Genomic DNA, 19394 nt, shown 5'->3' with positions numbered 1-19394 from the left:
CGGCTACCGCCGCTCGGTCACGCCCATCTCGGCGGAGCTCTTGGCTTCCTGGGCGAGCTCGGCGGAGAGCGCGGCGGTCTGCGCCGGCGTTCCCCAGCTCGGTTCCTCGCTGCCGTCGCCCCAGGCGCGCGGCCGATAGAAGGTGTGGACGCCGGTCTTGTACATCTTCTTCATCTCGGCGACCCAGGACGGGCGCACCCAATAGGCATGGTAATGCGTGGACTTGCCGACCTCGGGCAACCAGATCTGACCGTCGAGCATAGCCTTCGAAATCTTCTTCGCGCGCTCCCACATCTCGGGCTCGCGGATCACGTCGGCGTTGTTGTCGCAGGCGAAAGTGAACTGGCAGGCAAGATGGCGATGCTTGTTCTGATAGACCGCGCCGCACACGCTATCCGGATATTTGCCGGAGAACACGCGGTTCATCACGACCTGCGCAACCGCTATCTGGCCGCGCACGGCCTCGCCGCGGGACTCGAAATAGACGGCTTCCGCGAGGCATTTTTCAGACTTCGCGCGCGACTTGTCGTCGAGCGCGAGCCGCTCCGCCGGCGATCTGGCGCGTTGGTTATCGGCGTTGACCTCGCCCTTCGGCGCGACGCTCTCGCCGCTCTCGATGTCCCTGGCGATGTCCTCCGTCGGCGGCGACAGTGACGCCGTCACCTTCATGTCGGGGTCGGGCATCACGATCAACGGCTCGGCGCCCGGCTGCCATGTCTCCATGCTTTCGAGATTGCCGCCGAGCGAGGCGCTGCCGAAGAACAGGTTCGAGGTCTTCACCCGGAAAGGATCGCGTGGCGGTGCGGCCGGAAGGGTCGCTTGCTTCAGCGCATCGAGCGGCTGGACCGCGAACGCGCGCGCCGCATCGCTGGCTCGTGGCGGATTGGCATATTGCGGTAGCGGCGGTGCGCGCAGCGCCTCCGCGAGCTCGGGGTCGAGCGCGGCCGCGGACTCCGGCGACATCGCCTGCGGCAACGCGGCAGTCTTGGCGCCGAACACCGAGCTATTCGACGTCGCGGGATTTTCCTGCGCCGGTGCTGAGGTGGGCGCGGCCGTTTCGGGAGACGCCGTCGGCGCAACGATTGCAAGGCGATCACCCTTCATCGAGCGATCGACCTTGGGGAAGTCGGCGGCCTGGTAGCGCGGGGGTGCCTGAAGCGCGGGGTTGCGGCTGATCGCGCCGGTGACATCGCGGCCGTCGAGGCTGGCGAGGCGGACCATCGCGCTCTGCGGAACCGACGTGCCGATGGGGCGGGAAAAACTGTAGGTGGCGAGCTGGATGGAGGACGCCGCCGAAAACACCTGCTTCTGCCAGCGCTCTGCGACGCCGGGCTGGCGCGCCAGCAGCGAGGCAATATCCTGATAGCCGGTCTCTCTCGGCATCAATGCGAAGATGCAGAGACCGATGCCGAAGGACGCGAACCGCGCGCCCTTCGGATGGTTACGCAACAAAAACATCGACACGCTCACGCTACGCTTACGCCAGAAAAATCGAGCCGCAGTACATCCGTGCAATTCGATCTTTATCGTGAGTATCTAATTTAGGTTGCCGGGGCGTTAATCGACGTTGCGCACGGAGCACACTCAAGCAATCGCAGGTGTTTTCACGCGGCGATTGCGTGCGTGGTAAATGCGGACTGACGCGACGGGGTAAACAACTGGTCAACGCGAATGGTGAAGGAACTCTTGCGCGCACGTATCATTACGGGACGCGCGCGAGTTCCCGGTGCTGCAACGACGCGAAGTGGAGACAGCGTTGCGCAAAATGAAAAGAGGCGGAGCCAAAGCCCCGCCTCTCTCGACTCGATCCTGCGCTTCGCCTTACGCCTGGCTCGCGATCGCCTTGCCGAGCGCGGCCTGCGCGGCAGCGAGGCGTGCGATCGGCACGCGGTATGGCGAGCACGAGACGTAGTCGAGGCCGATATCGTGGCAGAAGGCGACGGAGGCGGGATCGCCGCCGTGCTCGCCGCAGATGCCGACCTTGAGTTTCGGGCGGGTCTTTCGGCCGCGCGCGACGCCGATCTTGACCAGCTCACCGACGCCTTCCTGGTCGAGCGCAACGAAGGGATCGATCGGGAGGATGCCCTTGGACACGTAGGTCCCGAGGAAGCTTGCCGCGTCGTCGCGGCTGATGCCGTAGGTGGTCTGCGTGAGATCGTTGGTACCGAACGAGAAGAACTCGGCGCTCTCCGCGATCTCGGCAGCAAGCAGACAGGCGCGCGGCAACTCGATCATGGTGCCGACCTGATAGGCGATCTTGGTGTTGGTGTCGCGCATCACCGCCTTCGCGGTGGCGTCGATGCGCGCCTTGACGAGATCGAGCTCCATCTTGGTCGCAATCAGCGGCACCATCACCTCGAGGCCGACGGCCTTGCCGGTGCGCTTCTCGGCCTCGACCGCCGCCTCGAAGATCGCGCGGGCCTGCATCTCGGCAATCTCGGGATAGGCGATCGCGATCCGGCAGCCGCGGAAGCCGAGCATCGGATTGAACTCCGACAGCTCGCGGGCGCGGTCGGCCAGGCGCCGCGGGTCGGTGTTCATGGCGCGCGCCACTTCCTCGACCTCGGCATGGGTGTGCGGCAGGAACTCGTGCAGCGGCGGATCAAGCAAACGGATCGTGACGGGCAGGCCCTTCATGATCTCGAACAGCTCGACGAAATCCGCGCGCTGCATCGGCAGCAGCTTTGCCAGCGCGGCGCGGCGCGACTGCTCGTCCTCGGAGAGGATCATCTCGCGCACCGTGCGGATGCGCGTCTCCTCGAAGAACATGTGTTCGGTGCGGCAGAGGCCGATGCCTTCCGCGCCGAACTTGATCGCGGTGCGCGCATCCTCCGGCGTATCGCCATTGACGCGAACTCCGATCTTGCGGACCTGGTCAGCCCAGGTCATGAGCGTGCCGAATTCGCCGGAGAGCTCCGGCTCGATCATCGGCATGCGGCCGGCGAGTACCTGGCCGAGCGAACCGTCGATTGTGATGACGTCGCCGGTCTTGAAGGTGCGCGAGCCGATGCTCATGGTGCCGCGGCCGTAGTCGACGCGGATGGTGCCGCAGCCGGAGACGCAGGGCTTGCCCATGCCGCGTGCAACGACCGCCGCGTGCGAGGTCATGCCGCCACGGGTGGTGAGAATGCCTTCGGCGGCGTGCATGCCGTGGATGTCTTCCGGGCTGGTTTCGATGCGGACGAGAATCACTTTACGTCCATCGGCCTGAAGCTTGGCCGCTTCATCCGAGGAGAACACGATCTCGCCGGAGGCTGCACCGGGCGAAGCCGGCAGGCCGGTCGCGATCACGTCGCGCTTGGCGCCGGGATCGATAGCCGGATGCAGGAGCTGGTCGAGCGAAGCGGGGTCGATCCGCGTCACCGCTTCCTTCTTGGTGATCAGGCCTTCATTGGCGAGCTCGACCGCGATGCGCAATGCGGCTTTCGCGGTGCGCTTGCCGCCGCGGGTCTGGAGCATCCACAGCTTGCCCTGCTCGACCGTGAACTCCATGTCCTGCATGTCGCGATAGTGCTTCTCGAGCAGCGTGTAGATCCGCGTCAGCTCGTTGAAGGCCTCCGGCATCGCCGCTTCCATCGACGCCTTGTCGGAGCCCGATTCCTTGCGCGCTTCCTCAGTGATGTCCTGCGGCGTGCGGATACCCGCCACCACGTCCTCGCCTTGCGCGTTGATCAGGAATTCGCCGTAGAGCTTGCTCTCGCCGGTCGAGGGGTTGCGGGTGAAGGCAACGCCGGTCGCCGAGGTCTCGCCCATGTTGCCGAACACCATAGCCTGCACGTTGACGGCGGTGCCCCAGGATTCCGGAATATCGTGCAGCTTGCGGTAGGTCACCGCGCGCGCGTTCATCCAGGAAGAAAACACCGCGCCGATCGCGCCCCAGAGCTGGTCGTGCGGATCCTGCGGGAAGTCCTTGCCGGTCTCGCGGGCGACCGCGTCCTTGTACTTGCCGACCAGATCGACCCAGTCCTCGGCCGACAGATCGGTGTCGAGCGTATAGCCCTGACTGTCCTTGAAGGTGTCGAGGATTTCCTCGAAGTGATGATGCTCGAAGCCGAGCACCACGTCCGAATACATGGTGATGAAGCGGCGATAGCTGTCATAGGCGAAACGACGATCACCCGACAGTTCCGACAGCGCTTCCACGGTCTCGTCATTGAGGCCGAGATTGAGCACGGTGTCCATCATGCCCGGCATCGAGGCGCGCGCGCCGGAGCGCACGGAGACGAGCAGCGGGTTTTTGGTGTCGCCGAAGATCTTGCCGGTCAACTTGCCGACATGATCCAGCGCCTTCTCAACCTGCGACTGCAACTCCTTCGGATAGGATTTGTCGTGCGCGTAGAAATACGTGCAGACCGAGGTCGGGATGGTAAAGCCGGGAGGCACGGGAAGGCCGAGATTGGCCATCTCGGCGAGGTTGGCGCCCTTGCCGCCGAGCAGGTCGCGCATCTCGGTACGGCCTTCGGCCTTGCCGTCGCCGAATGTGAACACCCATTTGCCGGCCTTGGGAGCGCTCGGCGCTGGCTTGGCAGATGCAGCCTTGGCAGGTGCAACCTTGGCAGTTGCAGCCTTGGCCGGGGCCGGCTTCACAGCGACCTTGGCGGCAACCGGCTTGGTCGCAGCCTTCGCGGCGCGCTTCGCAGCCGGCTTGGCCACGGGCTTCGCAGCGGCCTTGGCGACCAGCTTCGGGGCGCTCTTGGCAAGCGCCTTGCGGGCCGCCGGCGCAGCTTTCGCCTTGGCGGAGGGCTTTGATTTCGCTGGTATTTTCTTAGGCTTCGAGGCGGCTTTGGCCATAGCTTGCACACAACCTGCGAGAGGAATGGGAAATCGCGCGCCTTACACCACTTTGGGCAGGCGCGCGCAAGTCGAAGAGTTCCGCAAAATGAGGCCTAGAGATGGAGCCACTTCAACAATCCGAGCCCGATCGCACCATTTATGATGAGAAAGATCGCGACGATCAGGTTGAGCAGGCGCGGCATGATCAGGATGAGCACGCCCGCAAGCAGCGACAGGATCGGCGAGATGTGGGCGACGGTGATGTGCATGAATTGTCTTTCCGTGACGTGAGGCGAATCGCGGGCGGATCATAGCGGACCAGGTTCCGCGGGTAGAGACGCACCAGCGCCGCACGAGTTCCCGCCTTCGCGAAATCTGCCCGAAATTGCCGCTGATACGGCAGGGCTTTTCCCGGAACATTGCAAAGTCGCAAGCATTGGCAACCAGTCGCGCCACTGGCGCCGGCTCGAAATCACTTCGAAGGGAGTTGCCTATGCGGAACAGGATTCTCGCCCTCACAGTGCTTGGCGTCGCGCTTGGTGCGCCGATCGCGGCGCAGGCGCAAACTGGAATCACGGTGGGACGCGCGCCCGTCGTGGTCGAGAGCGGCCCGACCATTGCAGTCGAACAGCGGCCGGCCTTCCGAGACTATGTCGTCGAACAACGTGTGCCGGCCTTCCGTGTCCCGGATCGCGTGGTGGTCGGCTCTACATTACCCGAGACCGGCATCACCTATTATGACGTGCCGCAACGTTTCGGCGCCACGACCTATCGCTACACGGTCGTGAACGGCGAGACCGTGCTGGTCGAGCCGCGCTCGCGGCGCATCGTCGAAGTGATGGACTAATCAGTTCAACTCCAACGCTCAACTCGATGTCCGGCGCGTCACTTCAGGCTGGCGCGCATCGCGTAGTCGGACATCAGGCTCCGCCCGGTCTTCCCCCCGCCGGGCGGGGCTCTTTTGCGCCCGTCATTCCGGGGCGCGCGGAGCGCGAGCCCGGAATCCATAACCGCGATCGTGAGTATGGATTCCGGGCTCACGGCGTGTCCCGGAATGACGGAAGTATTTGCCGTGCGGCCGCGCCTCAATCCTGGATCTTCGAGAAGTCCGCCACCGCGCGCGTGGCGCTGCGGATCTCGTTGAGCAGCATCAGGCGGTTCTCACGCACCTTCGGATCGTCGTCGTTGACGCGAACCTTGTCGAAGAACGCATCGACCGGCGGACGCAGCTTTGCCATCGCGCTCATCGCGGCGGCAAAGTCCTCTTTGGCGACGGCGGCGCTCGCTTCAGCCCTCACCTCGCCGATCGTCTTGGCCAGCGCCTTCTCTTCACCGAGGCCATAGAGCGCGGCGTCGGGCGCGCCGTCGAACGTGCGCTTGTCCTTCTTCTCCTCGATGCCAAGGATATTGCTGGCGCGCTTGATGCCGGCGAGCAGGTTCTTGCCGTCATCGGTCTCGAGGAATTTGCCGAGCGCCTCGACGCGGCGGACGATCATCAACAGATCGTCCTGGCCACCGAGCGCGAACACGGCGTCGACGAGATCGTGACGCGCGCCCTGCTCGCGGAGCTGCACCTTCAGGCGGTCGGCGAAGAAGGCGAGCAGATCCTCAACCCGAGGCTTCAGCAACTTGTAGACGGACTCCGCGGCCTGGTTGGAAAACGAATTGCTCGGAACTTCCGCATTTCCGGCACTTCCGATCCAATCCGAAAGTTCGACGATCAAATCGGTGTCGTCCTTGTAAATCGCGGACATCACCTGAACTGCATGTTCGCTCAGCAGCTTCCAAAGCGGGAGCCGCAGATCGTTATCGACAATGATTCTGATCACGCCGAGCGCCGCGCGCCGCAGTGCATACGGGTCCTTGCTGCCCGTCGGCTTCTCGTCGATCGCCCAGAATCCAACGAGCGTATCGATCTTGTCGGCGAGCGCCACAGCGATGCTGACCGGATCGGTCGGCACGCGGTCCGCGGGCCCCTGCGGCTTGTAGTGCTCCTCGCAGGCGGCGGCGACGGAAGCATCCTCGCCCTGCGCCAGCGCGTAGTACTTGCCCATCAGGCCCTGCACCTCGGGGAATTCGCCGACGACTTCGGTCAGCAAATCCGCCTTCGCCAGATGCGCGGCGCGCGTGGCCTTGGCGACGTCGGCGCCGACCAGCGGCGCGATCTCGGCGGCGAGACGCTCGATGCGCGTGATGCGCGCGGCCTGCGTCCCGAGCTTCTCGTGAAACACGATCTGATCGAACTTCGGCAGCCGCTCTTCCAGCTTCGTCTTCAGATCCGTCTCGTAGAAGAACTTCGCATCCGACAAACGGGGACGGATCACGCGTTCGTTGCCGGAGACGATGGTCTTGCCGCCGTCCGGCGCCTCGATATTGGCGGTGAGGACGAACTTGTTGGTCAGCTTGCCCGTCTTGGAATCCCTGACGACGAAGCACTTCTGGTTGTTGCGGATGGTGGCGCGGATCACCTCTTCCGGGATCGCGAGATATTCCTTCTCGAACGATCCCATCATGACGACGGGCCATTCGACGAGGCCGGACACCTCGTCCAGCAGCGCCTGATCCTCGACCAGTTCGAACCCTTGCGCGAACGTCAGCTCCTTGGCATCGGCGAAAATGATATCCTTGCGCGCCTGCGGATCGAGGATGACTTTTGCAGCCTTCAGCTTCGCTTCGTAGTCCTCGAAGCGGCGCACGGAAATCGCAGCCGGTGCCATGAAGCGATGGCCGTAGGTGGTCTGGCCGGTCTCGATGCCGTCCACCGAGAATTTGACGACATCGGGCTCTTCGGTCTCGAGCCCGAACGTCGCCGTGATCGCGTGCAGCGGACGCACCCAGCTCAGCGACCCCGGTTTTCCGGAGCGCGCGCCCCAACGCATCGATTTCGGCCAGGGGAATGTGCGGATGATCACCGGCAGGATTTCCGCGAGCACGTCGATCGCGTCGCGGCCGGGCTTCTCGATCAGCGCGATGTAGAAGTCGCCTTTCGGGTCGCGCTGGATCTTGGCCTCATCCAGCGACGTCAAACCCGTCGCCTTCAGAAAGCCCTGCACGGCCGCGTCGGGCGCGCCCATTTTCGGCCCTCGACGTTCGGTCTTCAGGTCAGGCTGGCGTGCGGGGATGCCATGCACGGTGAGCGCGAGACGGCGTGGCGTCGCGAAGGCTTTCGCGCCTTCGTAGACGAGGCCTTCGGCGACGAGCTTGTCGGTGACCAGGCGGCGCAGATCGTCGGCCGCCTTGGCCTGCATGCGCGCGGGAATTTCTTCCGAGAACAGTTCAAGCAACAAATCGGGCATCAGGCCGCTCCGCCCGCTTCGGTATGGATCCAGGCCTCGCCGCAGGCTTTTGCCAGTTCGCGAACACGCAAGATGTAGCTCTGCCGCTCGGTCACGGAGATCACGCCGCGGGCGTCGAGCAGGTTGAAGACGTGGCTCGCCTTGATGCACTGGTCATAGGCCGGCAGCGCCATCAAATGCGTCTCGCGCTTGCCGTCCTTCCAGCCTGCGTCGAGATATTTCCTGCAGGCAGTCTCGGCCATCTTGAACTGCTCGAACAGCATCGCGGTGTCGGCGATCTCGAAATTGTGCTTCGAATATTCCCGCTCGGCCTGGAGGAAGACGTCGCCATAGGTGACCTTGGCGTCGCCGTCGCGGCCGTTGAAGTTGAGGTCGTAGACACGGTCGACGCCCTGCACATACATCGCGAGGCGCTCGAGCCCGTAGGTGAGCTCGCCCGCGACCGGCGCGCATTCGAAGCCCGCGACCTGCTGGAAATAGGTGAATTGGCTCACTTCCATGCCGTCGCACCAGCACTCCCACCCCAAACCCCAGGCGCCCAGCGTCGGGCTCTCCCAATCGTCCTCGACGAAGCGGATGTCGTGCACGGCGGAATCGATGCCGATCGCGGCGAGCGACTTCAGGTACAGCTCCTGAAGGTTCGGCGGCGACGGCTTCATGATCACCTGGAACTGGTAGTAGTGCTGCATCCGGTTCGGGTTCTCGCCGTAGCGGCCGTCCTTGGGCCGGCGCGAGGGCTGCACATAGGCCGCGTTCCAGGGTTTTGGACCCAGCGCGCGCAGCGTGGTCGCCGGATGGAAGGTGCCCGCGCCCATCTCCATGTCGTAGGGTTGCAGGATCACGCAGCCCTGCTCGGCCCAGAACCTCTGGAGCGCGAGGATGAAGCCCTGGAACGAACGTTCCGGGCGCATATGGGCGGGCAATGAGGCGTCCATCGTCAGATCAGGCTCTCGCGGGGGTTTTGAATCGCGCGGGACCGTATCGACGGCGGGGGTGGGAATCAAGGCAAAGGGGCTGCTTCTTACCTCTCCGGCTTGCGGGAGAGGTCGCGCCGAAGGGGCGGGTGAGGGCTCTGTCCTCTGGGGCGGTCTCGCCCGCGGAGATACCCCTCCCCAACCCTCCCCCGCAAGCGGGAGAGGGAGTGCACCGCGCGTGCGGCGGCATCAGCTAACCCGGCCGGTAAGCTCCGGTCGCAGGGTCCTGTTTCAGGGTCTGGATGTCCCCCATATGGGCGGCCTCGGCGACGCGTGACAGGCGCATCTCCTCCAGTTCCTGGTTGATCCGGACAGCGGTCTTGTAGGCCCAGCGGACCACGGCAAGCCCGCCCAGGACGCCCGCGAAAGCGACGAACGGCGGCATCGGTCGTTCCTTGTTCACAATGCTCAGCCCCCACGCCCATTCTTGCGCAGACCGGGCCGCGCCGCAATTGGCTCGGCATCCAGTCCCCTTGGACCAAATGGCGCGGGAGGGACCGCGCCTAGAACCCGAATTTCGCCCAAATCGCCCGCGTTTCGACCGCCGAAATCAGCTCGTCCGGAAGACCGGCCATTGATTCCATGGCCGAAAGCTGGCTCGCGCCGGGCGATTTGCGCCCCAAAAGGCCCGAGAGCAACCCGCTCGGTTGCGCGATCACAGGGGTGAGAACCTTCTCGCCATAGCGGGCACGAAGAGTTGAGCGGAGATCGCCGATGCTGTCGGCAAGCCCCAGCGCGATCGAACTCTCGCCGGCCCAGTATTCGCCCGTGAACAGCGTGTCGTCGGATCCCTTCAGGCGTGCGCCGCGGCTCTCCTTCACCAGCGCAATGAAGATCTGGTGGATCTCGCGCTGGATCGCCTTCAGCTTGGCGACGTCGTCCGGATTTTCCGGGAGAAACGGGTCGAGCATCGCCTTGTGCGAGCCGGCCGTGTAGAGGCGCCGCTCGATGCCGAGCCGCTTGATCGCTTCCTGGAAACCAAAGCTGCCGCCGACCACCCCGATCGAGCCGAGGATCGAGGACGGATCGCAAATGATCTCGTCGCCGGCGCAGGCGATCATGTAGCCGCCGGACGCCGCGACGTCCTCGACGAACACCAGCACCGGCAGCTTCTTCTCCGCGGCGAGCTGCTTGATGCGCAAATAGATCTGGCGCGACTGCACCGGCGAGCCGCCGGGCGAGTTGATCACCAGCGCCACTGCCTTAGCATTCCGGTACGAAAACGCACGCTCCAGCACCCGCGCGACGCCCGCGAGCGACATGCCCGGACGCAGCGGCGTCACCGCGCCGATCACGCCTGACAGCCGCACCACGGGCACGACCGCCGTGCCCGGCCGGAATCGCGCCGGCAGATATTGCATGAGCTTGTCGGCCAGGCCGGAACTCTCACGATCGTTCAATTGTTCGGCCATGCCGTTACCTCTGATTAACCATTTCTTATCACGCGACTGTCATTGGAAGTGCCCGGAACGTGTTTTGCAGATTCCTCGTTGGGAAGCTGCAATGAGGCAGCGGAGAACACCATGAAAATCTATCTGCTGATGCTGCTGGTCGGTGCGCTGTTCATGGCGATCCGCTTGACGACTCCCCAGGAGCAGCAGTCGGAATCGCTTCCGCAATAGGTCAGCACGGTTCCACCAGGGGTAGAATCGCCCGTCCTTCCAGAATATCCATCACCTCTTTTCTAGGCACGCGCGACTCCCCGTTGAGCATGAGGCCCGGCAACAATCGCGTTGGGGCCCTCCCGCCCTTGATCGCGCGCACCAGCACGCGGATCGCGGGCCGCCCGGCTTCACCATGAACCGGCAGAATCGCGAGACTTCCGAAGCCGCGAGACAGCGCCGCCAAGACGTCCGCGATCCCATCGGCGCGCCAAATCAATGTCAGCGCGCCATTCGATCGGAGGATGCGCCGCGCCGCATGCACCCAGGCATTCAGCGTCTCATCCGTCGCCACATGCGCGCTGTGGCGCATCTGATCCGGCGAGCCGCGATGGCGCGCGGGGTCGTTGAAGGGCGGGTTCATCAGGACTACGTCGACGCTATCGGGCTCGAGGCCATTCGCCGCAAACGCCGGCGCGTCGGCCGTGACGTCGAGCACGATGGTCTCGGCGGCAATCGCATTCGCCGCCGCATTGGCGCGGGCGAGCTCCGCCAGCTCCGGATCGATCTCGACGAGGCCAAGCCTGATCCCCGCCACGCGCCGGGCAAGCGCCAGCCCGGCCGTGCCGATGCCGGCGCCGAGATCGACCACGCGGTCGCCGGGTCCCGCCTGCGTCGCCGCCGCAAGCAGAATGGCGTCATGCCCGGCGCGATGGCCGGACCGCTTCTGCTTCAGCCGCAACTGCCCGCCGAGAAAGGCGTCCTCGGTGATGTCTGCCAGGGCGTCAATCATCGCCGCGGAGCTCGTGGCTGAGGCCGGCCTCGGTGAGGAGCAGCCTGGCCTCCTGGGCGTCGTCCTCATGAACCAGGATCCGCCGCGGCAGGATGCCGAGCGAGCCTTCGATGATGCTCATGTTCTGGTCCAGCACCAGATGATGGATGTTGGCACCGTCGAGCAGCGCACCGATCGCCGACACCAGCACCATATCGTTGGTCCGAACCAGTTCACGCAATGCGGGTCTCCTGCCTGACCGGGGTTAAGCGGCAATGTCAATGGTTCCACGGCCCTTGCCGCATCCCCGTCCAGTTTCTATTGTCTTTCCATCAGAATAGCCCTTCCGGGGCAAATATTGGAGACCGGCGTGGCCGTCATCGTACCATTCGAAACTCCCGGCGCGTCGATCGAAGAGCTGGTTGCCCTTGTCGCTGGTGACATGGAGCGCGTCAACGCCACGATCCTGTCGCGGACCGGTTCGGACGTGACCATGATCCCCGAGGTTGCCAACCATCTGATCTCCTCCGGCGGCAAGCGCCTGCGCCCCATGCTGACGCTCGCCATGGCCAACCTCGCCGGCTACACCGGCGACGGCCACATCAAGTTGGCAGCCTCCGTCGAATTCATGCATACCGCGACCCTGCTCCACGACGACGTCGTCGACGAGAGCGAGATGCGCCGCGGCAAGCTCTCGGCGCGCATGCTCTGGGGCAACGAGGCGAGCGTGCTGGTCGGCGACTTCCTGCTCGGCCAGGCTTTCCGCATGATGGTGGAGGTCGGCTCGCTCCGCGCGCTCGACATTCTGTCCGCGGCGGCTGCGACCATCGCCGAGGGCGAGGTGATGCAGCTCGCCGCCGCCAAGAACACCGCGACCACCGAGGACGAATATCTCGCCGTGATCCGCGGCAAGACCGCCGAGCTGTTCGCGGCCGCCTGCGAGGTCGGCCCTGTCATCGCCAACCGCCCGAAGGCGGAGCAGACGGCCTGCCGCTCGGTCGGCATGAACCTCGGCATCGCCTTCCAGCTCGTCGACGACGTGCTCGATTACGGCGGCAAGAGCGCAAAACTCGGCAAGAACACCGGCGACGATTTCCGCGAAGGCAAGATCACGCTGCCGGTCGTGCTCGCCTTCCGCCGCGGCAACGACACCGAGCGCGCATTCTGGATCCGTGCGCTCGAGCGCGGCGAGATCGGCGACACCGATCTCGATCACGCCATCGGCCTGATGAACAAGCATCGCGCGCTCGAGGACACAATCAGCCGTGCCCACCACTACGGCGCCATGGCGGTCGACGCGCTCGCCCTGTTTCCGTCGTCGCCGATGAAGAGCGCGCTGGAGCAGGTCGTGGCGTTCTGCCTGGCGCGGTCGCACTAGGCGGCGGCTTAGCGCTCCGCTATCAGCCCCGTCATCCTGGGGCGCGAGGCATGGACGCAACGCGTCCCATGGGGAGCCTCGAAGGGGAAACGGCCGAGAGCAGCCGGGCCTCCGCCCTTCGAGGCTCGCCGAAGAGGCGAGCACCTCAGGGTGACGGTTATAGATGGGCGGCGCTGCTCCCACCTCGTCATTGCAAACGCAGCGGAGCAATCCGGTCTGTCCCTGCGGCAAGACTCTGAATTGCTTCGCTTCGCGGCGCTCGCAATGCCGGAGCATGGAGCGCAGGTACGGTTCGCCCGACTCGCATCTCAAATCACAGAGGCAGTTTCGCAAGTCCCGCTCCTCGTCCTCCCCTGCGACGAAGCTGCTTTCCTAGTTACTTGCATTTTGCAAGTCACTACCCTACCTTCTTGCCATGCAGCCCAGATCGCCCTCCGTCCTGGAATGCCCGGTCGGCCGCGCCGTGGAGACGGTCGGCGAATGGTGGAGCATTCTGATCCTGCGGGATGCGTTCCAGGGCGCAACGAAGTTCGACGAGTTTTCGCAAAGCCTCGGCATCGCGCCGAACATCCTGTCGCGGCGCCTTGCCCATCTCACGAAGAGCGGCATGTTCGTTCGCCGCCGCTATCATGAGCGGCCACCGCGTTACGAATATGTGCTGACGGACAAGGCGCGGGATTTCTTTCCCGTGATCGTCGCGCTGCTGGCCTGGGGCAACAAGCATCTCGCGCCGAAGGGCGAAGCCATTCTGCTGGCGAACCGCGACGATATTCGTCCGTTCGATCCGGTCATGGTCGACGCCGCCGACATGCGCCCGATCACGCTCGCCAACGCGGTCGTGATCGCAGGTCCCGGAGCGAGCCGCTTGATGCGCCGCCGCCTCACTTCGCTCAAGGCCATGAACCCGGCCCTTGCGCCGGCTGGAGACTGACATGCGTCGTATCGTCGTGACGGGAATGGGCGCGGTGTCGCCGCTCGGCTGCGGTGTCGAACTGTCCTGGCGCCGGCTGCTCGGCGGCCGGAGTGGGCTTCGGCCGCTGCCGGAATGGTCGCAAGTGCTGCCCGCGCGCATTGCCGGGCTCGTGCCTGGAAAGGCCGAGGACGCAGATGGCGGCTTCGATCCCGCGCAGGCCGCCCCGCCAAAGGACCAGCGCAAGATGGACCGCTTCATCCTGTTCGCGCTGCTCGCAACGGCAGAAGCGGTCGCACAAGCCGGATGGACGCCGCAAGACGCGGCCGCGCTGGAGCGAACCGCGACGATTATCGGCTCCGGCGTCGGCGGTTTTCCGGCGATGGCAGAGGCGGTGCGCATCACCGAGCATCGCGGACCGCGCCGGCTGTCGCCGTTCACCATCCCCTCGTTCCTCGCCAATCTCGCCGCAGGCCACGTCTCCATCAAATACGGCTACAAGGGAGCGCTGGGCACGCCGGTCACGGCCTGCGCCGCCGGTGTCCAGGCAATCGGCGATGCCACGCGGATGATCCGCGCCGGCGAAGCCGACATCGCGATCTGCGGCGGCGCGGAGGCCTGCATCGACATCGTCAGCCTCGGCGGCTTTGCCGCGGCCCGCGCGCTGTCGAGCGGATTCAACGACGAGCCGGCACGCGCCTCGCGCCCGTTCGATCGCGACCGCGACGGTTTTGTGATGGGCGAAGGCGCCGGCATCCTGGTGATCGAGGAGCTGGAGCATGCCTTGTCGCGTGGCGCGACGCCGATCGCGGAGATCGTCGGATACGGCACGACGGCGGACGCCTATCACATGACGTCGGGCCCACCGGACGGCGACGGCGCCCGCCGCGCCATGGAGATCGCGCTCCGGCAGGCTCGGCTGGAGCCCGGCGACTTGCAGCACCTCAACGCACATGCGACCTCGACGCCCGCCGGCGACGAGAGCGAGCTCGGCGCGATTGCCACGCTGTTCGGCCGCAATCGAAACATTGCGGTGAGCGCGACCAAATCGGCCACCGGCCACCTGCTCGGCGCCGCCGGAGGGCTGGAGGCAATCTTTACCGTCCTCGCCCTGCGCGACCAGATCGCGCCGCCGACCCTCAATCTGGAAAATCCCGATCCGGGTGCGGACGGCATCGACATCGTCTCGGGCGCGGCGCGGCCGATGCCGATGCAGCACGCCATCTCCAACGGCTTTGGCTTCGGCGGGGTGAATGCCAGCGTGATCTTCCGCCGGATGGGCTAAACGCGAAGGCTTGCAATCGCGCCGGGCATCGCTACCAAAGCAGGATGACCGAAACCAGTTTCTGGCTGTTCCTGGCCGCCGCTTGTCTCATTGCCGCCGTTCCCGGCCCCGGCATCTTCTACGTCGCGGCGCGGACCTTGTCGGAAGGGCGCACCAGCGGCTTTGCCTCGACCGCGGGCACGGCGCTGGGCGGGCTGGTTCATGTGGTGGCGGGCAGCCTCGGCATCTCCGCCATCATTCTCGCGAGTGCCGAGCTGTTTGCCGCGGTGAAACTCGTCGGCGCGCTCTATCTGGTCTGGCTTGGCATCAAGACCTTCCGCAGCGCCGGCCGCACGCCTGCGCTGGGGAGTGAGCCCGTCGGCGACAGGCGCGTATTCCGCGACGGCGTGCTGGTCGAGTCGCTGAACCCGAAGACCGCCGCCTTCTTCCTCGCCTTCATTCCGCAGTTCCTCGATCCCTCGGGACCGAACCCCACTCTGCAGTTCATCGCGCTCGGTGCGATCTCGGTGATGCTGAACACGCTCGCCCACGTCGTCGTGGTGCTGATGGCGTCCGCCACACGGATGCAGCTGATTGCAAGGCCGCATCTGATGCGGCGCCTCACGCAAGGCTCCGGGGTGTTCATCGCGAGCCTCGGCCTCTCTCTTGCGCTGGTGCGGCGGCCGGTCAATGGATAACGCCCCGCAAAGCCGCTTCTATGAGTCACACGGCCTGCGGCTGCACTATGCCGACTGGGGCAACGAGGGCGCGCCCGTCGCAGTCCTGGTCCATGGCGGCCGCGATCATTGCCGAAGCTGGGACCTCATCGCGCGCTCGCTGCAGCCGCACTTTCACGTGCTCGCGCCCGACCTGCGTGGTCACGGCGATTCCGACTGGACCAAAGGCGGCAGCTACGCGCTGACCGAGTATGTCTACGATCTCGCGCAGCTCGTCCGGACCATCGCAGCGCCGCAAGTGACGCTGATCGGCCATTCGATGGGCGGCATGGTGAGCCTGATTTTTTCGGGAGCATTCCCCGAGCTGGTCTCCAAGCTGGTCGTCCTCGATGGTGTGACCATGCTGCCGGATACGCCAAAGCCGCCGGCGCATGAGCGCATTGCCAAATGGATCGGGCAGCTCGACAAGCTGCACGACCGCGCGCCGCGCCGCTATTCGACCCTCGCGGACGCGGCCGCGCAGATGGTGCTTCACAACAAGCGGCTGTCCCGCGACCTTGCGCTGCATCTTGCAACCCACGGCGCGCGGCGGAACGAGGACGGCACCTATAGCTGGAAGTTCGATCCCTACCAGCGCGCCAGTGCGCCGCACCGGCTCTGGCCGGACGACCACGTCGCGCTGTGGTCGCGCATCACATGCCCGACCCTGCTGCTGAATGCCGGCGAAAGCTTTCTCGCGGGCGCCAGGGCCGCTGGCCTGGAGCGCTATTTCCCGCAGGCGCGCGTCGAGACCATCGCCGGAGCCGGACACTGGCTGCAGCACGACAAGCCGCAAGAGGTGCTGGGGGAGATCCGCCGCTTTCTCGAGCTCGGCGAGGACGGCGGCTAGCTCAACGTTCCCGCATGCACCCACCAGCCGGGGTGATCGCGCCGGATCTTTTCGGCGGCGGCATGGGCATCGGTGGACGCGCCATAGATCGCAAAGCAGGTCGCACCCGAGCCCGACATGCGCGCGAGCTTGACGCCTGCGGAAGCGCGCAAGGCCTCCAGCACGCCGCCGATGACAGGCTCGATGCGGAGCGCAGGAGCTTCGAGATCGTTGGCGACGGTCTCGAGAATGTCGACCCAATCGGCAATGGAGGCGCCCTCGTCCGGCCAGGCCGGGGAGTTCAGGACTGACGTGGCGCCAACCAGGAGTTCGCCGTTGCGCAGGCCCAGCGCCTGGAACACGTCCTTGGTCGCGACCGGCACGCGCGGATTGACCATGACGCAGGGCATGGACGGCAATGCGAGCGGCAGCAGCTGCTCGCCGACGCCGGTCATGTCGCAGGCGCGCGAGACGAGGCAGACCGGCACGTCGGCGCCGGTCCCAAGTGCGACCTTCTGCAAGCGCGGATCGCCGAGCGACAGATCGTTGAGACGCGCCAGCAGCCGCAGCGCCGCCGCGGCGTCCGCCGAACCGCCGCCGATGCCGGCCGCCACCGGGAGCACCTTGTCGAGCGCGAAGGCGCCCAGCTTCAGGCCCGGCACGGCTTCGGCCAGAAGCTTGGCGGCCTTGAACACGAGATTGTCGGAGGCATCGCCGCAAGCGGCCGCAAGCGGCCCCGTGGTGGTGAGCTTGAGCTCGCCACCCGGCTCCAGCGTCAGCCGGTCGGCGCAATCGGCGAATGCAACCACGCTTTCGAGATCATGATAGCCGTCGGCACGCCGGCCGACGACGCGAAGGCTCAGATTGACCTTCGCGCGCCCCTCTTCAATCAACGCCGGCATCGGCGACGAACCCCCAAACGCACTCAGAATTTAGCCGCCCTTGCCGTCGTCTTTCTTCTTGTCCGCCTGCGCGGCCGAAGAGTTCGAATCGTCGGTCATGCCGTTGGCGATCTTGGCCTCGATCTTCGGCAATTCTTCCGGCTCGGGCTTGAGATCGCGCGCATGCGCCCACTGGAATTTGGCCTCCAGCGTACGGCCGACACGCCAATAGGCGTCGCCGAGGTGATCGTTGATGGTGGGATCCTCGGGCTTGAGGTCGATGGCACGCTCGAGATTCTTCACCGCCTCCTCGTAGTTGCCGATACGGTAATAAGCCCAGCCGAGCGAGTCGACGATGTAGCCGTCGTCAGGACGCTGCTCGACGGCACGCTTGATCATCTTCATGCCGTCGTCGAGGTTCACGCCCTGGTCGATCCAGGAATAGCCGAGATAATTGAGGACGTGCGGCTGGTCGGGCTGCAGCTCGAGCGCCTTCTTCATGTCGGCTTCGGCCTTGCCCCATTCCTTGGAGCGCTCCTCGCAGATGCCGCGATAATAATACCAGACGCTGTTGGCCTTGTCGGCCCCGGCCGGCAGCACGTCGATGCCACGCGAGTAGGTCGCGCCGCAGTCGCCGAACTTCTTGCGGCCGCGCTCGATGTTGCCGAGCGCCATGATGGCTTCGAGGTCCTTTGCGTCCTCCGTGGTGACGCTTTTGAGAATCTTGATCGCCTCCTCGGTGCGGTCGGCGGCATCCAGATCGATGGCGAGCTGGATCTGGGCGTTGCGCTTCAACGGTGAGGTCGCCGGCACCCTCTCATAGACCTTGATCGCCATCTGCGGCCGCTTCACCGATTCATAGAGATCGGCAAGCGAGAGCAGCGCCAGCGGATGGGTGGGCTGGAGGTAAAGCGAGAGTTGCAGATAGACCAGCGCCAGATCCTCGCCGCCGCGGCGGGTCAGCGTAGCGCCGATGCCGTAGAGCGCTTCCGCGGCGCCCGCCTGCGCGGAATCGACCAGCGGCGGCATCTTCTTGCCGGCCTTGGTGTCGCGCAGGCCTTCCACGATCAGCGGATGGCGGGCGAGCTTCTTGTCGAAGGCCTGGTAGACGGCGGTCGCGGCAGCGGAATCCTTGTTGCGCGAGAGCCAGCGGGCATAGGCCTCGGTGACGCGCAGCATGGAATCGTCGAGCTTGTATGCCCGCTCGAAGCGGGTGCCGGCGTCCTTCTCCTTGCCGGAAAGCTCGAGGATCATGCCGGCGTGGAGATCCTTGAACAGCGGATACCATTCCGGACCGGCCAGCTTGTCGATGGTGGCGACACCGCCCTTGGCATCGCCGGCGCCATAGGCGGCCCAGCCCGACAGCAGCGTGGCGACGAGATCGGTAATCGGGCCGCGGATCGACTGGTTGATGTTGGTCTGCGCGGCCGCGTACTTCTTGAGCTTGAGATCGTGCACACCGACGACCAGACGCGCGACGCGGTTGGTCTTGTCGATGGTGAGGATGCGCTCGGCGAGCTTGACGGCTTCGTCGATGTCACCGTCCGCGACCGACGAGATGAAGGCGCGATCAAGCAGCTCGTTGTTCTTCGGATCGGTGCGCAGAGCGGAGCGGTAGAACGCGGCGGCCGAGGCCGCGTCGCGCTCGACGCTGGCGTGGCGGGCGGCGAGATAACTGCCGGAGGTCGTCAGCGACTTCAGATCGTTCCGGGTCGGAAACTGCGCCGCCGTGTCGGACGGATGATCCGGCGTCTGCGCCAGGACCGCGCCGGGGACCGTCGCGATCGCTGTGCCCATGAGGGCGATGGCGGCAACAGTCCAGCGGTTGAAACGATTTGAAAGCATCAGGGCTCGCCTTGAGTTGGTGGTGCCTGGGTCTGCAGCAGAAGGCCGTCTCGCATGCGAACGCGGCCGGCGACATCGGGACCGGAACCGTCAGGGCCGGACAATGCCGCTTTTGGCGCTTCACCGCAAGGATTCGGACCGGGCGTTCCCCGCCG

The 19394-nt window shown here is 65.3% G+C and carries 17 protein-coding genes; 6 read left to right on the top strand and 11 right to left on the bottom strand.

What is annotated here, in order from left to right; genetic code table 11:
* Nucleotides 1-3: 3 nt before the first annotated feature.
* From NR187_RS24550 to NR187_RS24540, 3 genes are all read right to left on the bottom strand, one after another.
* Nucleotides 4-1458, bottom strand: a complete 1455-nt coding sequence (locus NR187_RS24550) for a cell wall hydrolase (RefSeq protein ID WP_211386768.1) — start codon at nt 1456-1458, stop codon at nt 4-6.
* A gap of 363 nt (nt 1459-1821) precedes the next feature.
* Nucleotides 1822-4791 carry a pyruvate, phosphate dikinase gene (gene ppdK / locus NR187_RS24545; RefSeq protein ID WP_211386769.1) on the bottom strand — a complete coding sequence of 990 codons (2970 nt, stop codon included), beginning with the start codon at nt 4789-4791 and terminating at the stop codon, nt 1822-1824.
* Between the two features lie 95 nt (nt 4792-4886).
* Entirely contained in the window at nt 4887-5042 is a 156-nt protein-coding gene (locus NR187_RS24540; RefSeq protein ID WP_007594951.1) for a DUF3096 domain-containing protein, read from the bottom strand.
* Nucleotides 5043-5266: 224 nt separating this feature from the next.
* Here NR187_RS24540 and NR187_RS24535 point away from each other — a divergent pair, with 224 nt between their 5' ends.
* On the top strand, nt 5267-5620 hold the full coding sequence (locus NR187_RS24535) for a DUF1236 domain-containing protein (protein ID WP_211386770.1): 354 nt from the start codon (nt 5267-5269) through the stop codon (nt 5618-5620).
* A gap of 238 nt (nt 5621-5858) precedes the next feature.
* Here the strand turns inward: NR187_RS24535 and glyS are convergent, their stop codons facing one another.
* The 6 genes from glyS to NR187_RS24505 all read right to left on the bottom strand — a co-directional run bounded on the left by glyS (nt 5859) and on the right by NR187_RS24505 (nt 11657).
* Nucleotides 5859-8069, bottom strand: coding sequence for a glycine--tRNA ligase subunit beta (gene glyS, locus NR187_RS24530; protein WP_211386771.1), 2211 nt, complete (start codon nt 8067-8069; stop codon nt 5859-5861).
* The gene (locus NR187_RS24525; RefSeq protein ID WP_256807942.1) at nt 8069-9004 is read right to left on the bottom strand and encodes a glycine--tRNA ligase subunit alpha; all 936 of its coding nucleotides are present in this window, start codon (nt 9002-9004) and stop codon (nt 8069-8071) included. The genes glyS and NR187_RS24525 overlap by 1 nt, the downstream gene beginning before the upstream one ends.
* 232 nt (nt 9005-9236) lie before the next feature.
* Complete coding sequence (locus NR187_RS24520; protein ID WP_211386831.1) at nt 9237-9428, bottom strand: hypothetical protein; 192 nt, start codon at nt 9426-9428, stop codon at nt 9237-9239.
* 118 nt (nt 9429-9546) lie between these two features.
* On the bottom strand, nt 9547-10455 hold the full coding sequence (locus NR187_RS24515; RefSeq protein ID WP_211386773.1) for a S49 family peptidase: 909 nt from the start codon (nt 10453-10455) through the stop codon (nt 9547-9549).
* Nucleotides 10456-10666: 211 nt separating this feature from the next.
* Nucleotides 10667-11437, bottom strand: a complete 771-nt coding sequence (locus NR187_RS24510; RefSeq protein ID WP_211386832.1) for a tRNA1(Val) (adenine(37)-N6)-methyltransferase — start codon at nt 11435-11437, stop codon at nt 10667-10669.
* A complete protein-coding gene (locus NR187_RS24505; protein ID WP_211386774.1) occupies nt 11430-11657 on the bottom strand; it encodes a DUF2007 domain-containing protein in 228 nt (75 codons plus the stop codon). The genes NR187_RS24510 and NR187_RS24505 overlap by 8 nt, the downstream gene beginning before the upstream one ends.
* Before the next feature lie 129 nt (nt 11658-11786).
* Here NR187_RS24505 and NR187_RS24500 point away from each other — a divergent pair, with 129 nt between their 5' ends.
* From NR187_RS24500 to NR187_RS24480, 5 genes are all read left to right on the top strand, one after another.
* A complete protein-coding gene (locus NR187_RS24500) occupies nt 11787-12794 on the top strand; it encodes a polyprenyl synthetase family protein (RefSeq protein WP_211386775.1) in 1008 nt (335 codons plus the stop codon).
* A gap of 415 nt (nt 12795-13209) precedes the next feature.
* Entirely contained in the window at nt 13210-13725 is a 516-nt protein-coding gene (locus tag NR187_RS24495) for a helix-turn-helix domain-containing protein (RefSeq protein WP_211386776.1), read from the top strand.
* 1 nt (nt 13726) lies between these two features.
* Nucleotides 13727-14989, top strand: coding sequence for a beta-ketoacyl-ACP synthase II (gene fabF, locus NR187_RS24490; protein WP_211386777.1), 1263 nt, complete (start codon nt 13727-13729; stop codon nt 14987-14989).
* A gap of 44 nt (nt 14990-15033) precedes the next feature.
* Nucleotides 15034-15666, top strand: coding sequence for a LysE family translocator (locus tag NR187_RS24485; RefSeq protein WP_211386778.1), 633 nt, complete (start codon nt 15034-15036; stop codon nt 15664-15666).
* Nucleotides 15659-16534, top strand: a complete 876-nt coding sequence (locus NR187_RS24480) for an alpha/beta fold hydrolase (RefSeq protein WP_211386779.1) — start codon at nt 15659-15661, stop codon at nt 16532-16534. Before NR187_RS24485 ends, NR187_RS24480 begins: the two co-directional genes overlap by 8 nt.
* Here the strand turns inward: NR187_RS24480 and NR187_RS24475 are convergent.
* Both NR187_RS24475 and NR187_RS24470 read right to left on the bottom strand, forming a co-directional pair.
* Nucleotides 16531-17415, bottom strand: a complete 885-nt coding sequence (locus NR187_RS24475; RefSeq protein WP_211386780.1) for a 4-(cytidine 5'-diphospho)-2-C-methyl-D-erythritol kinase — start codon at nt 17413-17415, stop codon at nt 16531-16533. The genes NR187_RS24480 and NR187_RS24475 overlap by 4 nt on opposite strands.
* A gap of 30 nt (nt 17416-17445) precedes the next feature.
* Nucleotides 17446-19239 (bottom strand): tetratricopeptide repeat protein, encoded by a 1794-nt coding sequence (locus NR187_RS24470; protein WP_211386781.1) that lies wholly within the window; start codon nt 19237-19239, stop codon nt 17446-17448.
* Between the last annotated feature and the right edge of the window lie 155 nt (nt 19240-19394).

It is taken from the genome of Bradyrhizobium sp. Bra64, from assembly GCF_024519875.1.
GTDB lineage: Bacteria > Pseudomonadota > Alphaproteobacteria > Rhizobiales > Xanthobacteraceae > Bradyrhizobium > Bradyrhizobium japonicum_G.
The sequence above is the reverse complement of the archived record's forward strand: the minus strand, read 5'-3'. Positions and strand labels throughout refer to the sequence as shown.

Bases quoted from the DNA above. Each gene is read 5' to 3' on its own strand.
- NR187_RS24550 (WP_211386768.1), bottom strand. From the start codon at position 1,458: ATGTTTTTGTTGCGTAACCATCCGAAGGGCGCGCGGTTCGCGTCCTTC.
- NR187_RS24495 (WP_211386776.1), top strand. From the start codon at position 13,210: ATGCAGCCCAGATCGCCCTCCGTCCTGGAATGCCCGGTCGGCCGCGCC.
- NR187_RS24510 (WP_211386832.1), bottom strand. From the start codon at position 11,437: ATGATTGACGCCCTGGCAGACATCACCGAGGACGCCTTTCTCGGCGGG.
- NR187_RS24485 (WP_211386778.1), top strand. From the start codon at position 15,034: ATGACCGAAACCAGTTTCTGGCTGTTCCTGGCCGCCGCTTGTCTCATT.
- NR187_RS24525 (WP_256807942.1), bottom strand. From the start codon at position 9,004: ATGGACGCCTCATTGCCCGCCCATATGCGCCCGGAACGTTCGTTCCAG.
- ppdK (WP_211386769.1), bottom strand. From the start codon at position 4,791: ATGGCCAAAGCCGCCTCGAAGCCTAAGAAAATACCAGCGAAATCAAAG.
- NR187_RS24540 (WP_007594951.1), bottom strand. From the start codon at position 5,042: ATGCACATCACCGTCGCCCACATCTCGCCGATCCTGTCGCTGCTTGCG.
- glyS (WP_211386771.1), bottom strand. From the start codon at position 8,069: ATGCCCGATTTGTTGCTTGAACTGTTCTCGGAAGAAATTCCCGCGCGC.
- NR187_RS24470 (WP_211386781.1), bottom strand. From the start codon at position 19,239: ATGCTTTCAAATCGTTTCAACCGCTGGACTGTTGCCGCCATCGCCCTC.
- fabF (WP_211386777.1), top strand. From the start codon at position 13,727: ATGCGTCGTATCGTCGTGACGGGAATGGGCGCGGTGTCGCCGCTCGGC.
- NR187_RS24475 (WP_211386780.1), bottom strand. From the start codon at position 17,415: ATGCCGGCGTTGATTGAAGAGGGGCGCGCGAAGGTCAATCTGAGCCTT.
- NR187_RS24515 (WP_211386773.1), bottom strand. From the start codon at position 10,455: ATGGCCGAACAATTGAACGATCGTGAGAGTTCCGGCCTGGCCGACAAG.
- NR187_RS24480 (WP_211386779.1), top strand. From the start codon at position 15,659: ATGGATAACGCCCCGCAAAGCCGCTTCTATGAGTCACACGGCCTGCGG.
- NR187_RS24535 (WP_211386770.1), top strand. From the start codon at position 5,267: ATGCGGAACAGGATTCTCGCCCTCACAGTGCTTGGCGTCGCGCTTGGT.
- NR187_RS24520 (WP_211386831.1), bottom strand. From the start codon at position 9,428: ATGCCGCCGTTCGTCGCTTTCGCGGGCGTCCTGGGCGGGCTTGCCGTG.